Genomic DNA, 12,003 nt, shown 5'->3' on the forward strand with positions numbered 1-12,003 from the left:
CATGAGAGGCATTTCAGTCAACCGGCGCGAACGGTACGGCGGCAGAGCGCGCGAGGCACAGATCGGGGCACTCCAATCACACCCCGTGCGAATCCCCCTCTACTACGCTGAGCGGACCGAGCCAACGGAGGGCCCACATGCAGCCCAATACCCTGCTCGACGCCCTGCTCGACGAGGCAGGCATCTCCAACGCGGGCCTCGCCGCCCGCGTCAATCAGGCGGGCCGGGCCAGAGGCCTGTCACTGCGGTACGAACACACGGCCGTGGCACGGTGGTTGAAGGGCCAGCGCCCGCGCGGCCAGGTGCCCGACCTCATCTGCGAGGTGCTCGCGAACCGGCTGCACCGGGCCATAACGCTGGGCGATATCGGCCTGGGCGTGTCCGGCGAGTCGGTCACGCCGCCCGGCTCGCCGCTCTCCGGTTTCGTGGAGCGCGCCACCGCGCTGTGGCGTTCCGACGAACAGCAACGGCCGCACATCATAGGGGCGCCCGCGGTCACCGGCACGCCCGCGGTGATGCCCGTATGGGAGTGGGAGAACCCTCCGGAGGACTCCGATGTCTCCCGCTCCGGACAGACGCGCGTCAGCATGGCCGACATCAAAATGCTGCGCGCCGCCAGGGCGCACTACGAGCTGATGTACCGCAAGGCGGGCGGCATCGCCACCCGCGCCCGGATAGTCGGCTTCCTCAACGCCGAGACCGCGCCCCTGCTGCGCGGCGCCTACAGCGACGCGCTGGGCCGCCAACTGCACCGTGCGACAGGCGGTCTGGTGGCGGTCGCCGGCATCTGCGCGTACGACTCCGATGCGCACGGCCTCGCCCAGCGCTACTTCCATCAGGCGCTGCGGCTCGCAAAGGCCAGTGGCGACCGGGGGCTTGGCGCGTATGTCATCGCGCTGCTGGTCAACCAGTCGCTGTTCATGGCCGAGCACCGGCAGGCGGTGGCCTTCGCGGAGGCGGCGCTGCGGGCGGCCGGGCGCCAGCTCACTCCGGCGCTGGCCGCCGATCTGTACGCGATGCAGGCGAAGGCGTACGCACATCTCGGCGACGGCGGCAGCGCGCTGCGGTGCATCCGGCGCGCGGAGTCGGAGGCGGAGCGGATCCGTCCCGGGTCCGAGCCGGACGAGACCGGCTATGTCCAGCCGGGGCTGGTGAACGTCCAGGTCGCGGAGGCATTGCTCAGCCTCGGTGATCTGCCGGGGGCACGCGAGCACGCCACGGCGGCCGTCGACACTCCGGCGCACGACCGCGGCCGGGTCCACCGGCTCGCCATGCTCAGCCAGATCGAGCTGCGCCAGGGCGAGGTGGACCGGGCGGCGCGGACGGCTGCGGAGATGGTGGAGCGGGCGAGGGGGATGGAGTCGCAGCGGCTCAGGGACCGGCTGCGCGCGGTGCGCGAGCATCTCGTGGCGAGCGGTTGCAGCAATGCCGACGAGGCGGCCGAACTCATCGACGGGGCGCTGCGCGTTCCCCTCTGACCGAGCTCCTGCTGCGATATTGCCATCTACTTGTCGGAAGGTGGCAGAAAAGTGCAGTGGACGAACTTAAGCGAACAAACTGTCTATGAAAACCGCTGGTTCAGGGTCAACCTCGCGGACGTCGTGCTCCCCGACGGCCGGCACCTGGACCATTTCCTCATCCGGCTCCGCCCGGTCGCCGTAGCGACAGCGGTCAACAGGGCCAACGAGGTGCTGATGCTCTGGCGGCACCGTTTCATCACCAACAGCTGGGGCTGGGAGCTCGCGGCGGGCGTAGTCGAGGACGGCGAGGACGTAGAGGCCGCCGCGGCCCGGGAGATGGAGGAGGAGACGGGCTGGCGCCCCGGCCCCCTCCAGCACCTCCTGACCGTCGAACCGTCCAACGGCCTGACCGATGCCCGGCACCATCTCTACTGGGCCGAGGACGCCACGTACATCGGGCACCCCGAGGACGACTTCGAGTCGTCGCGCCGCGAGTGGATACCGCTCAAGCTGGTGCCCGACATGATCGCCCGGGGTGAGGTCCCGGCCGCCAACATGGCGGCCGGGCTGCTGATGCTCCACCATCTGCGGCTGGGCTGACCCCCGGCGGCTAGCGGCCCAGCGCCTGCCACACGGTGACGGCCAGCGCTCCCAGCGCAGTGAGCGCGGCGACGGCGGGCAGCGGCCACCTGGCGTGCTCGAGTGCCCCGACGCGCGCGGCCAGATCGGTGAGATCCCGGTCGATCTGGTCGTTGCGCTGTGCGAGCAGTGCCAGATGCCCGTCGATCCGGGCAAGGCCGACGTCGAGGCTGCGGCGTAACTCAGCGAACTCTTCGACGACCACTAAATGATCAGGGTCGGTGGTCACGGATTGGCTCCTCTTCGACAAAGTTGTACTGCGGACCCTTGACTGAGCGGAACCGAGTCAACTCGCCCTGGTCGGAGGGCGGGAGCGTGTGCGCAGGGCATATGCGGGCACGCCCCGCACACTCCGTGTGAATCAGGAGTACGGGTAGAACCCGGAGCCCGTCTTGCGTCCGAGGCGGCCCGCGTCCACCATCCGCTGCAGCAGCGGGGGAGCGGCGTACAGCGGCTCCTTGAACTCCGCGTACATCGAGTCGGCGACCGAGGCGACGGTGTCGAGGCCGATCAGGTCGGAGAGCTTCAGCGGACCCATCGGGTGGGCGCAGCCCAGCTCCATGCCGTTGTCGATGTCCTCGCGGCTGGCGATGCCCGACTCGAACATCCGGATCGCGGAGAGCAGATACGGGATGAGCAGGGCGTTCACCACGAAGCCCGAGCGGTCCTGGGCGCGGATCGGGTGCTTGTCCAGCACGTTCTGCACCACGGCCTCGGAGCGCTTGATCGTCTCCTCGGAGGTGGTCAGCGCCGGGATCAGCTCGACGAGCTTCTGCACCGGGGCGGGGTTGAAGAAGTGGATGCCGATGACCTGGTCGGGCCGGGAGGTCGCGACGGCCAGCTTCACCAGGGGGATGGAGGAGGTGTTGGAGGCGAGGATCGCGTCCTGGCGGGTCACCACCTGGTCGAGCACCTGGAAGATCTCGGTCTTGACCTGCTCGTTCTCCACGACGGCCTCAATGACGAGATCGCGGTCGGCGAACTCCCCGAGGTCGGTGGTGAAGCTGAGCCGGTCCAGCGTCGCGTCGCGCTCCTCCTCGGTGATCTTGCCGCGTTCGGCGGCCTTCGAGAGGGAGTTGTAGAGCCGGGTGCGACCGATCTCCAGAGCCTCGCCCGTGGTCTCGGCGACCTTCACCTCGAGGCCACTGCGGGCGCACACCTCCGCGATGCCTGCGCCCATCTGGCCGCAGCCCACGACTCCGACGCGTGCAATGTCGGCCATTGAGTCCGTCACCTCGTGCCTTTCGCTGATCTCTGCGGCAGGCGCCCCCGTATGGTTCCGGTGCCCGCCTCGACCCCACGACGTTACTCCGGATGCATCTGTGCGCGGTGGTCAGGGGCGGGCATGCTGGGCGGATGCGGTGACCGGCACCGAGCGCGAACGGGGTGACATATGGGGCGTATCGGTAGAAGAGGGTTCGTGCTGACGGCGGCCGGAGTACTGGCCGCGCTGGCAACGGGCGGCGACGCCGCCGCCCGGCCCGTCGGCTCGTCGGCCGGCGCCGCGCGCCGCCGGCACAAGCCGCTCCCGGAGTTCCGCGGCATGTGGCTCGCGACCGTCGCCAATCGCGACTGGCCGTCCCTGCCCGGCCGCACCGCAGACGAGCAGCGCTGCGAACTCCTCGACCACCTCGACACCGCCGTCGCCCGCAAACTGAACGCCGTCGTCCTCCAGGTCAGGCCCACCGCGGACGCCCTGTGGCCCTCGCCGCACGAGCCCTGGTCGCAGTACCTCACCGGCGTACAGGGGCAGCACCCCGGCTGGGACCCGCTGGGCACCGCCGTGCGCGAGGCCCATCTGCGCGGTCTTGAACTGCATGCCTGGTTCAACCCGTACCGCGTCGCAACCCACACCGACCCGTCCCGTCTGGTCGAGAACCACCCGGCCCGGGTGCACCCCGAGTGGGTTCTGCCGTACGGCGGGAAGCTGTACTACAACCCCGGCATCCCCGAGGTCCGGACCTTCGTCCAGGACGCGATGACGGACGCCGTCAGCCGCTACGACATCGACGCGGTCCACTTCGACGACTACTTCTATCCGTATCCGGTGGCCGGCCAGGTCTTCGACGACGACGAGACCTACGCCCGGTACGGCGCGGGCTTCCCGGACAAGGCCGCCTGGCGGCGGGACAACATCGACCGGCTGATCAGAGAGATGGCCGACCGGATCAAGAAGGCCAAGAAGGACATCAAGTTCGGAATCAGCCCGTTCGGCGTGTGGCGCAATGTCGCCACCGATCCGCTCGGCTCGGACACCACGGCGGGCGTGCAGACCTACGACAATCTGCACGCCGACACCCGTAAGTGGATCAAGCAGGGCTGGATCGACTACGTCGTACCGCAGCTGTACTGGCACATCGGCTTCGGCCCGGCCGACTACGCCAAGCTGCTGCCCTGGTGGAGCGACGTCGTACGGGGCACGGGCGTCCGTCTCTACGCCGGTGAGGCCCTCTACAAGGCGGGCGACCCCGCCCAGCCCGCTCCCTGGCAGGACCCCGCCGAGCTCTCCCGGCATCTCACGCTGGCGCGCACGTACGCCGAAGTGAGCGGCCACTGCTTCTTCTCGGCCAAAGAGGTCATGAGGGATCCGGTCGGGGCGATGGCCAGGGTGGTGGCCGACCACTATCCGACCAGACTGCTGCCGCCCGCCTGAGGGACGAGCCGGGTCAGGGGGCTGGTCGAGGGGTCCGGGTCAGGTCTGCTCGTGGTGGCGCACAACAGTGTCGGGGCCCGGAGACAGCAGCGCCTCATGCCCGTCGTCGAAGCGCACGCGGTACGGGGGGTTGCCCTTCTGCCCCAGTACCTCGACGACTTCGGCGGTCTTGTCGTGCTGTCCCACGGTCCTGCCGTGTACCAGCAGCGTGTCGCCCACGTTTGCTTGCATCGGGAGTGGCCTCCTCGAAGGCGGTGGTCCGTGCTTCGAGTCTACGGCCGGGGCCGGGAGTTGCACCCTCAGCTTCGGGCCCGCTGTGTCACCGCGATGCACACCAGGACGGCCACGGCCGCAACCGGGGCGGCGGGGGAGGGCCGCTCGTCCAGCAGGGACACCGACCAGACAAGGGTGAGCAGCGGCTGAGCGAGCTGGAGCTGGCTGGCCTTGGCGATGCCGATGGAGGCCATGCCCCGGTACCAGACGTACAGACCGAAGAAGGTTGAACCGGCCGCGACCCAGAGCAGTCCGATCACGCCGTGCGCCGTCAGCCGGACCGGCTCGAAGGCCAGGGCGACCGCCGATCCCGCCAGCGCGAGCGGCAGGCAGAGGATCAGTGCCCAGCCGATCACCTGCCAGCCCGGCATATGGCGGGCCAGCCTGCCGCCCTCGGTGTAACCGGCCGCGCAGACCAGCAGTGCGCAGAAGAGATACAGGTCACCGGTCTGGAGCGCGCCGCCGCTCTGCTGCACGGTGAAGGCGATCACCACGGCCGCGCCGGCGAGCGCGGCCAGCCAGAAGGTGCGCGAGGGGCGGCGGCCGGTGCGGACGGCCGCGAAGGCGGCGGTGGCCAGCGGCAGCAGCCCCACCACCACGGCGGCGTGCGAGGTGGTGGAGGTCCGCAGCGCGAGCGTCGTCAGCAGCGGAAAGCCCACCACCACACCCCCGGCCACCACGACGAGGCCCGCCCAGTGCCGGCGGTCGGGGAGCGGTATCCGCATCACCAGCAGAAAACCGCCGACGATCAGGGCGGCGAGGGCGCTCCGTACGGCGACCAGGGACCAGGGGCCGAAGCTCTCCAGGCCCCAGACGGTGGACGGAAAGGTGAGCGAGAACGCGATGACGCCGAGTGCGGCGAGGAGGGTGCCGCTGCTGACCGCTATCGAGTTGGTGCGGGTAGCGCTATCCTGTGCTGTCATGCAAGAGCGTAGCAGTGTGGCGGAATTGACAAATGCCCTGAAGCGAGAGCTGGACCGCTACTCACCTGGTGGGAAGCTGCCGTCGAGCCGGGCACTGGTCGAGCGGTACCGGGTCTCGCCGGTGACCGTCTCCCGCGCGCTCGCCCAGCTCGCCGCCGAGGGCCTGGTCGTCACCCGCCCCGGCGCCGGTGCGTACCGGGCGCAGCCCCGTACCGACACCGCCCCGACGCCGGGGGACACCTCCTGGCAGGAGGTCACCCTCAGCGCGGACACGGCCACCGAGCTGGTGCCGCGCGCCGTGGACGCCTCCGGGGTGCTGGCCACGCTGGCCGCGCCGCCGCCGGGTGTCGTGGAGTTCAACGGCGGCTATCTGCACGCATCGCTCCAGCCGGAGCGGGCGATGGCCGCCGCGCTGGCCCGGGCGGGACGGCGGCCCGGGGCCTGGGGGCGGCCGCCCACCGACGGGCTGCCCGAACTGCGCGAGTGGTTCGCCCGCGGCCTCGGCGACAGCATCGGCGCCGCCGACGTACTGATCACGGCGGGCGGCCAGTCCGCGCTGACCACCGCCCTGCGCGCACTCGCACCGCCCGGCGCACCCGTCCTCGTCGAGTCCCCCACCTACCCGGGCATGCTGGCCATCGCCCGCGCCGCCGGGCTGCGTCCAGTGCCGGTCCCGGTGGACCCCCAGGGAGTCCGTACGGAACTGCTCGCCGCCGCCTTCAAGGCCACCGGAGCCCGGGTCTTCGTCTGCCAGCCGCTCTTCCAGAACCCCACCGGCGCGGTGCTCTCGCCCGATCGCCGCCCCGACGTGCTGCGTATCGCGCGCGAGGCCGGAGCCTTCGTCGTCGAGGACGACTTCGCCCGCCGCATGGTCCACGAGGACGCGGGCCCCCTGCCGCGCCCGCTCGCCGCGGACGACCGCGACGGCGTCGTCGTGCACGTCAGCTCGCTCACCAAAGCGACCTCGCCCAGCCTGCGGGTGGGCATGCTGGCGGCTCGCGGCCCGGTGCTTGAACGGCTGCGCGCCATCCATGTCGTCGACACCTTCTTCGTCCCCCGTCCCCTCCAGGAAGCGGCCCTGGAACTGGTCGGATCACCGGCCTGGAACCGCCATCTGCGCACCGTGGCGGCCGAGTTGAAGGCCCGTCGCGACACCATGACCGCGGCGCTGCGCCTCGGACTGCCCGAGCTGTCCCTCCCGTACATCCCCTCCGGCGGTTACCACCTCTGGCTGCGCCTCCCCGACGGCGCGGACGAGGCCACCCTGCTCGCCGCAGCTCTGCGCGCGGGCGTGGCACTGGCCCCCGGCCGCCCCTACTTCTGCGCCGAACCTCCGGCCGGACACGTCCGGCTGAGCTTCGCGGGAGTGGCGGGCCCCGCCGAGATCGCCGAGGGTGTACGACGGCTGCGAAAGGCCTGCGACGAGGTGCTGGGCTGAGCGCCGTCAGCCGTCCGGGACCGGGCGATCATGAGCAACTCGGCCACCATCCCCAGCATCGCGGCCAGGATGGACAAATCCCCCCTTGACCTGCGGGGCTTTCGCATCCACGATCTCGCCATGAGTGTCCGGATCACGCTGGTCGCCGCCGCGCGCAGTTCCTCCCTGCTCACCGAGCGGTTCGATGACGACCGGCCGCTCGACCAGGCCGGCTGGCACGAGGTGCAGCTCAACGCGTACCGGCTGGTGCCGCTCAGCGCCGCCGAGTTGCGCTACTGCTCGCCGACCGCCCGCAGCCGGGCGACCGGCGACGCACTCGGCTTCGCTCCGCTCGCCCAGCCCGCGCTGCGCGACTGCGACATGGGCCGCTGGCGCGGCCTCACGCTCGCGGAGGTCACGGCCCGTGAACCGGCGGCCGTCGACGCCTGGCTGGCCGACCCGCGCTCCGCGCCGCACGGCGGCGAGCCGCTGCTGGCGTTCATCTCGCGCATAGGGGGCTGGCTGGACACGAGGCCCGCCGACGACGGTGCTTCCCTCGTCGCGGTCGCCGAACCCGCTGTCGTACGAGCGGCACTGGTGTACGCCCTCAAAGCGCCGCCCTCGTCGTACTGGAACGTGGACGTCCGCCCGTTGTCGACCGTCGCCCTGACCGGTCAGGCGGGCCGCTGGAGCCTGCGCCTGGAGACGGCCGCCTGATCCTGCGCGTGTGGGTCCACGGCCGACGGCTGGAGCCGCTCGCCGGGGACGGCCGGCAGGGGGTTTACGGCGCGCAGTCACTTCCGCCGAGCGCCTCGAGTTTGCGTCGCAGAAACGCGCGCTCGGCCTCGTTCGCGGTGCGGGCGAGCGCCGCCTCGTACGCCCGGGCCGCCTCCTTGTCGCGGCCCAGCCTGCGGAGCAGGTCGGCGCGGATGGCGTGGAACAGGTGGTGTCCGTCGAGGTCGATGTCGTCGACCAGGACCAGTGCCGCGGCCGGGCCGTCGAGCTCGGCCACCGCGACCGCGCGGTTGAGAGCCACGACCGGGTTCGGGGCGAGGGCGAGCAGCTGGTCGTACAGCCGGAGGATCTGGCCCCAGTCGGTGGCCGCCGCGATCGGCGCGTCGCTGTGGACCGCGTTGATCGCCGCCTGGATCTGGTACGGGCCGGGCTGATCGCGCCTCAGACACTGGCGGACCAGCGCCTGGCCCTCGGCGATGAGCGCGTGGTCCCACCGGGTGCGGTCCTGGTCGGCCAGCAGGACGAGGCCGCCGTCGGGCGTGGTGCGGGCGGCCCGGCGTGAGTCGGTGAGCAGCATCAGCGCGAGCAGGCCCTTGACCTCCGGTTCGTCGGGCATCAGGTCGGCCAGCAGCCGGCCGAGGCGAATGGCCTCCGCGCAGAGGTCCTCGCGGACGAGGCGCTCGCCCGAACTGGCTTTGTAGCCCTCGTTGAAGATGAGGTAGACGACGGCGAGCACGGCCCGCAGGCGGTCCGGGAGGTCGGCCTCGCGCGGGACCCGGTAGGGGATGCGCGCATCGCGGATCTTGCCCTTGGCGCGGACCAGCCGCTGGGCCATGGCGGGCTCTGCGACCAGAAATGCGGAGGCGATCTCCGTGGTGGTGAGCCCGCCGAGGAGCCGCAGGGTCAGGGCGACCCGGGATGCGGGGGCGAGCGCCGGGTGGCAGCAGGTGAAGATCAGGCGCAGCCGGTCGTCGTGCACGGGATCCTCCTCCTGGGCCGGCGCGCCGGGGGCGTGCAGCAGCGCGGCCTGGGCATGCCGGTCCTGACGGGATGCCTCCCGGCGCAGGCGGTCGACCGCCCGGTTGCGCGCGGTGGTGATGATCCACCCGGCCGGGCTCGGCGGCACCCCCGCCGTCGGCCACCGTTGCAGCGCCGTGGTGAACGCGTCCTGGACCGCCTCTTCGGCGATGCCGATGTCACCGAAGACGCGGACCAGGACGGCGACCGCGCGACCGTACTCCTCGCGGAACACGCGCTCCGTCACCGACGCGGGCACCTCCGGCATGCCGGATGTCACCCACAGGTTCCGTACTGCAGCGGCCTGACCTCGATCGGGAGCGTGATCGCCCGGGCGAGCTTGCCGCCCCACTCGAGCGCGGCGTCGAGATCGGGCGCCTGGATGACGGTGAACCCGCCGATGTGCTCCTTGCCCTCGATGTACGGGCCGTCGGTGGTGAGCAGCTCACTGTCCTTCAGCCGCACCACGGTGGCCGTGCTCGGCGGGTACAGGCCGCCGGAGAACACCCAGGCGTCGGCCGCCCTGATCTCGGCATTCACGGCCTCCAGGTCCCGCATGATCGGTTCCAGAACCTCGGGCGGCGGCGGGTCTCCGTCGGGCTGGTAGATGCTGAGCAGGTACTGCTGCATGGCGTCTCTCCTCCGTGTGGTGGCCGGCCTCGTGCCCGCCTCTCACCCTCTATACGAACGGCTTCCGGCCGGATCGACACCGGACGCGGCCGGGCCGGAAGATTTCTTCGCGTGGCGGTGGGCGGGGTGGGCGGCGCCGGAAACTGGCTTGCGGGCCGCGGCCGCGCCTGCCACGATCCACGGCATGACTAACGGAAAGGCGGACACCGCCACCCTCCGGTGAGCGCCGTGACGACTCCGCGCGGGACAATGTTCCGCGGCACGAAACCCCTCCCTCTCGATGAACGCGTGCTGTTGGCGTGCGCCGTACGTGACGAGTGGCTGAGGCACGGCACATCCACAGATCCGGCCGACCGGGCGAGTGCCGAGGCCGCTGTCACCGAGCTGTACCGCTTGATCGACGAACCGGGGCCACGGTTCATCTGGGTGCCCTCTCCAACTGCCGCGTTGGCAACGGCGCTTGACGATCCGAGCAGCTTCACCCCCTCCCGGTTGCGGGCCGGTTCTGCGCCCACGCACGGGGCCGACTGGCCACTCGCCGCCCGGCTGGCGTCCCTGCTGTCGGATCTGCGGACCCGCATGGACGCGCGGATCGGCCGTTCGCCGTCGAGCTGGAGCTGGAGTTCCTCCGGGCTCCGGGCGGCACAGGCCATGTCTCCCGAGGACGCTCTCGAAGCCGACATCCCGCTGCACAGCGTGCTCGATGCCGTGGTGCACGAATCGCTGGGCGCATCGCTGCGCGACGCGTTCCGCAATCCGGTGCGGGCGGCATTGCTGCCCGCGGCAGGCGACTCGCTCGGGCTCACCTGGTACGGCCAGCACGACGCCTACTGGGTCGCCCACTACGACGTACACGTACGCATCGGGTCGGCCACCTACCACGGCGGCGACGCGCACCAACTCGGCCTCTGGGCGGAACTGGCCCGGTCGGCCGGCTGGTGGTGGCCCCACAAGGGGCTGTGCGTCATGGCTGAGCGGCCGACCGAGGTGCACACTGAACCACTGCCCAACGGTCGTCACGGCGAGCTGCGGCTGCACCACGAGGACGGCCCCGCCGTCCGGTTCGCGGACGGCGCGCAGCTGCACGTCCTGCACGGAACCCACGTGCCGGCCTGGGTGCTCACGGAACCGACCGTCGAACGGATCCACCGTGAGACGAACGTGGAAGTGCGCCGCTGCGCCATCGAACGCATCGGCTGGGACTCCTACATCGAACAAGCCGGCCTGCAACTCGTCGCCACGGCCGGCGACCCCGGAAACCCCGGCTCGGACCTGCATCTCTTTCACGTACCTCGTCAGGTTTGGGGCACGCCCGCGCGCGTACTGCTTGTCGTCAACGGCTCCGTCGAACCCGACGGGCAGCGCCGTCGCTACGGCCTGAGCGTCCCCGCGAACATCGACGACCCCGTCACGGCCGCCGGATGGTCCTACGGCCTGACCGGCGCCCAGTACTCCCAGCTTGTCCGGCGCACCTGATCCGCGCCTGCCCGAGCAACTTTCCAGCACTCGTCCAGCACTTCTTCCAGCACTTCTTCCAGCACTCTTCGAGCACCCAAGGTGATGCAAATGACCACGACCATGACCCTTGCCGATCTCACCACCCGGACCGGCCTCGATGTCCTCGACCACCTGGAGCGCGAGGTGACGATCCCCGTCGTCGACGGGCTCCAGGCTCAGGGCGATCTGATCGTCATCCCGCACGCGCTTCTCGAAGGCGTCACGGTGTCGGAGCACGCGCGCTGGCGGGAGGTTCCCTCCGCCGGCATCGAGCTGCTGCGCAGCGCCGCGGGCGGCAACCCGCACACGCTCGCGGCCGACCCCGGCACCTGCTACTGGACCGCCAGGGTCGTCGATCCCCAGGGCCTGGCTCTCGGGATGATCGAGACCACGGCGATCGTCTATCTGATCCACCCGGAACACGGCGGTACGGGTATCGCACCAGGCCGGTATGTGATCCGCCGGCAGCGCGAACGCAGCGAGGGGACAAGCCGGATCAGCGACCGCCTGGTCGCCGACTGATCCGTATCCGGTTCCGGAACCGACACGGTCTGGCCGGGCGCGTCGACCACCGCGCCCGGCCGGACCGCCGTCTCCGAGGAAAACTCCGCGCGCAGGCTCATTGACACCCCGCCCGCCCCGCCGGTCACTCATGCGACCCCGACAGTGAATTGAAGTTCACCAGACGAACAAGCCGCTCGTATCCAGGGACTGATATGACTTCCACCGGCGCGGCGGGCGCACCATCCCCGCCCTCTT

General features: G+C 70.9%; 13 protein-coding genes. 7 read left to right on the forward strand and 6 right to left on the reverse strand.

Translation table 11 applies throughout. The features are described 5' to 3' along the window. The first annotated feature begins 137 nt into the window (after positions 1-137). Both ACZ3H8_RS22340 and ACZ3H8_RS22345 read left to right on the forward strand, forming a co-directional pair. Positions 138-1,478, forward strand: a complete 1,341-nt coding sequence (locus ACZ3H8_RS22340) for a transcriptional regulator (RefSeq protein WP_467404415.1) — start codon at positions 138-140, stop codon at positions 1,476-1,478. 51 nt (positions 1,479-1,529) lie between these two features. Next, a complete protein-coding gene (locus tag ACZ3H8_RS22345; protein ID WP_398989626.1) occupies positions 1,530-2,060 on the forward strand; it encodes an NUDIX hydrolase in 531 nt (176 codons plus the stop codon). A gap of 10 nt (positions 2,061-2,070) precedes the next feature. On the opposite strand, the gene ACZ3H8_RS22350 is transcribed toward ACZ3H8_RS22345, so the two are convergent. After that, a complete protein-coding gene (locus tag ACZ3H8_RS22350; RefSeq protein WP_307664542.1) occupies positions 2,071-2,328 on the reverse strand; it encodes a hypothetical protein in 258 nt (85 codons plus the stop codon). A 132-nt stretch (positions 2,329-2,460) separates the two neighbouring features. Further along, positions 2,461-3,321, reverse strand: coding sequence for a 3-hydroxybutyryl-CoA dehydrogenase (locus tag ACZ3H8_RS22355; protein ID WP_307664543.1), 861 nt, complete (start codon positions 3,319-3,321; stop codon positions 2,461-2,463). A 171-nt stretch (positions 3,322-3,492) separates the two neighbouring features. On the opposite strand from ACZ3H8_RS22355, the gene ACZ3H8_RS22360 reads away from it, so the two are divergent. Further along, on the forward strand, positions 3,493-4,752 hold the full coding sequence (locus ACZ3H8_RS22360; protein WP_467404419.1) for a glycoside hydrolase family 10-like protein: 1,260 nt from the start codon (positions 3,493-3,495) through the stop codon (positions 4,750-4,752). A gap of 39 nt (positions 4,753-4,791) precedes the next feature. On the opposite strand, the gene ACZ3H8_RS22365 is transcribed toward ACZ3H8_RS22360, so the two are convergent. Together ACZ3H8_RS22365 and ACZ3H8_RS22370 are read right to left on the reverse strand one after the other, a co-directional pair. Further along, on the reverse strand, positions 4,792-4,983 hold the full coding sequence (locus ACZ3H8_RS22365) for a DUF1918 domain-containing protein (protein WP_307664545.1): 192 nt from the start codon (positions 4,981-4,983) through the stop codon (positions 4,792-4,794). Between the two features lie 68 nt (positions 4,984-5,051). Then, on the reverse strand, positions 5,052-5,948 hold the full coding sequence (locus ACZ3H8_RS22370) for a DMT family transporter (protein WP_467404420.1): 897 nt from the start codon (positions 5,946-5,948) through the stop codon (positions 5,052-5,054). Between ACZ3H8_RS22370 and ACZ3H8_RS22375 the strand changes: the two genes are divergently transcribed. After that, on the forward strand, positions 5,947-7,386 hold the full coding sequence (locus tag ACZ3H8_RS22375; protein WP_467404423.1) for an aminotransferase-like domain-containing protein: 1,440 nt from the start codon (positions 5,947-5,949) through the stop codon (positions 7,384-7,386). The genes ACZ3H8_RS22370 and ACZ3H8_RS22375 overlap by 2 nt on opposite strands. Before the next feature lie 120 nt (positions 7,387-7,506). After that, positions 7,507-8,082: a histidine phosphatase family protein gene (locus tag ACZ3H8_RS22380; protein WP_467404794.1), complete on the forward strand. Its 576-nt coding sequence runs from the start codon at positions 7,507-7,509 to the stop codon at positions 8,080-8,082. 64 nt (positions 8,083-8,146) lie between these two features. Here ACZ3H8_RS22380 and ACZ3H8_RS22385 read toward each other — a convergent pair whose 3' ends face one another. Both ACZ3H8_RS22385 and ACZ3H8_RS22390 read right to left on the reverse strand, forming a co-directional pair. Then, positions 8,147-9,385: an RNA polymerase sigma factor gene (locus tag ACZ3H8_RS22385; RefSeq protein WP_467404425.1), complete on the reverse strand. Its 1,239-nt coding sequence runs from the start codon at positions 9,383-9,385 to the stop codon at positions 8,147-8,149. Between the two features lie 8 nt (positions 9,386-9,393). Further along, positions 9,394-9,747: a YciI family protein gene (locus ACZ3H8_RS22390; protein WP_467404427.1), complete on the reverse strand. Its 354-nt coding sequence runs from the start codon at positions 9,745-9,747 to the stop codon at positions 9,394-9,396. 228 nt (positions 9,748-9,975) lie between these two features. Between ACZ3H8_RS22390 and ACZ3H8_RS22395 the strand changes: the two genes are divergently transcribed. Beyond that, positions 9,976-11,223, forward strand: a complete 1,248-nt coding sequence (locus ACZ3H8_RS22395) for a DUF6745 domain-containing protein (RefSeq protein ID WP_467404429.1) — start codon at positions 9,976-9,978, stop codon at positions 11,221-11,223. A gap of 90 nt (positions 11,224-11,313) precedes the next feature. After that, positions 11,314-11,766, forward strand: coding sequence for a hypothetical protein (locus tag ACZ3H8_RS22400; protein ID WP_467404431.1), 453 nt, complete (start codon positions 11,314-11,316; stop codon positions 11,764-11,766). The last annotated feature ends 237 nt before the right edge of the window (positions 11,767-12,003 follow it).

It is taken from the genome of Streptomyces sp. NPDC002868 (assembly GCF_055563295.1).

Excerpts from the sequence above, each read along its gene's own strand:
- ACZ3H8_RS22340 (WP_467404415.1), top strand. The coding sequence starts at position 138 with ATGCAGCCCAATACCCTGCTCGACGCCCTGCTCGACGAGGCAGGCATC.
- ACZ3H8_RS22355 (WP_307664543.1), bottom strand. The coding sequence starts at position 3,321 with ATGGCCGACATTGCACGCGTCGGAGTCGTGGGCTGCGGCCAGATGGGC.
- ACZ3H8_RS22360 (WP_467404419.1), top strand. The coding sequence starts at position 3,493 with ATGGGGCGTATCGGTAGAAGAGGGTTCGTGCTGACGGCGGCCGGAGTA.
- ACZ3H8_RS22365 (WP_307664545.1), bottom strand. The coding sequence starts at position 4,983 with ATGCAAGCAAACGTGGGCGACACGCTGCTGGTACACGGCAGGACCGTG.
- ACZ3H8_RS22375 (WP_467404423.1), top strand. The coding sequence starts at position 5,947 with ATGCAAGAGCGTAGCAGTGTGGCGGAATTGACAAATGCCCTGAAGCGA.
- ACZ3H8_RS22370 (WP_467404420.1), bottom strand. The coding sequence starts at position 5,948 with ATGACAGCACAGGATAGCGCTACCCGCACCAACTCGATAGCGGTCAGC.
- ACZ3H8_RS22380 (WP_467404794.1), top strand. The coding sequence starts at position 7,507 with ATGAGTGTCCGGATCACGCTGGTCGCCGCCGCGCGCAGTTCCTCCCTG.
- ACZ3H8_RS22385 (WP_467404425.1), bottom strand. The coding sequence starts at position 9,385 with ATGCCGGAGGTGCCCGCGTCGGTGACGGAGCGCGTGTTCCGCGAGGAG.
- ACZ3H8_RS22390 (WP_467404427.1), bottom strand. The coding sequence starts at position 9,747 with ATGCAGCAGTACCTGCTCAGCATCTACCAGCCCGACGGAGACCCGCCG.
- ACZ3H8_RS22400 (WP_467404431.1), top strand. The coding sequence starts at position 11,314 with ATGACCACGACCATGACCCTTGCCGATCTCACCACCCGGACCGGCCTC.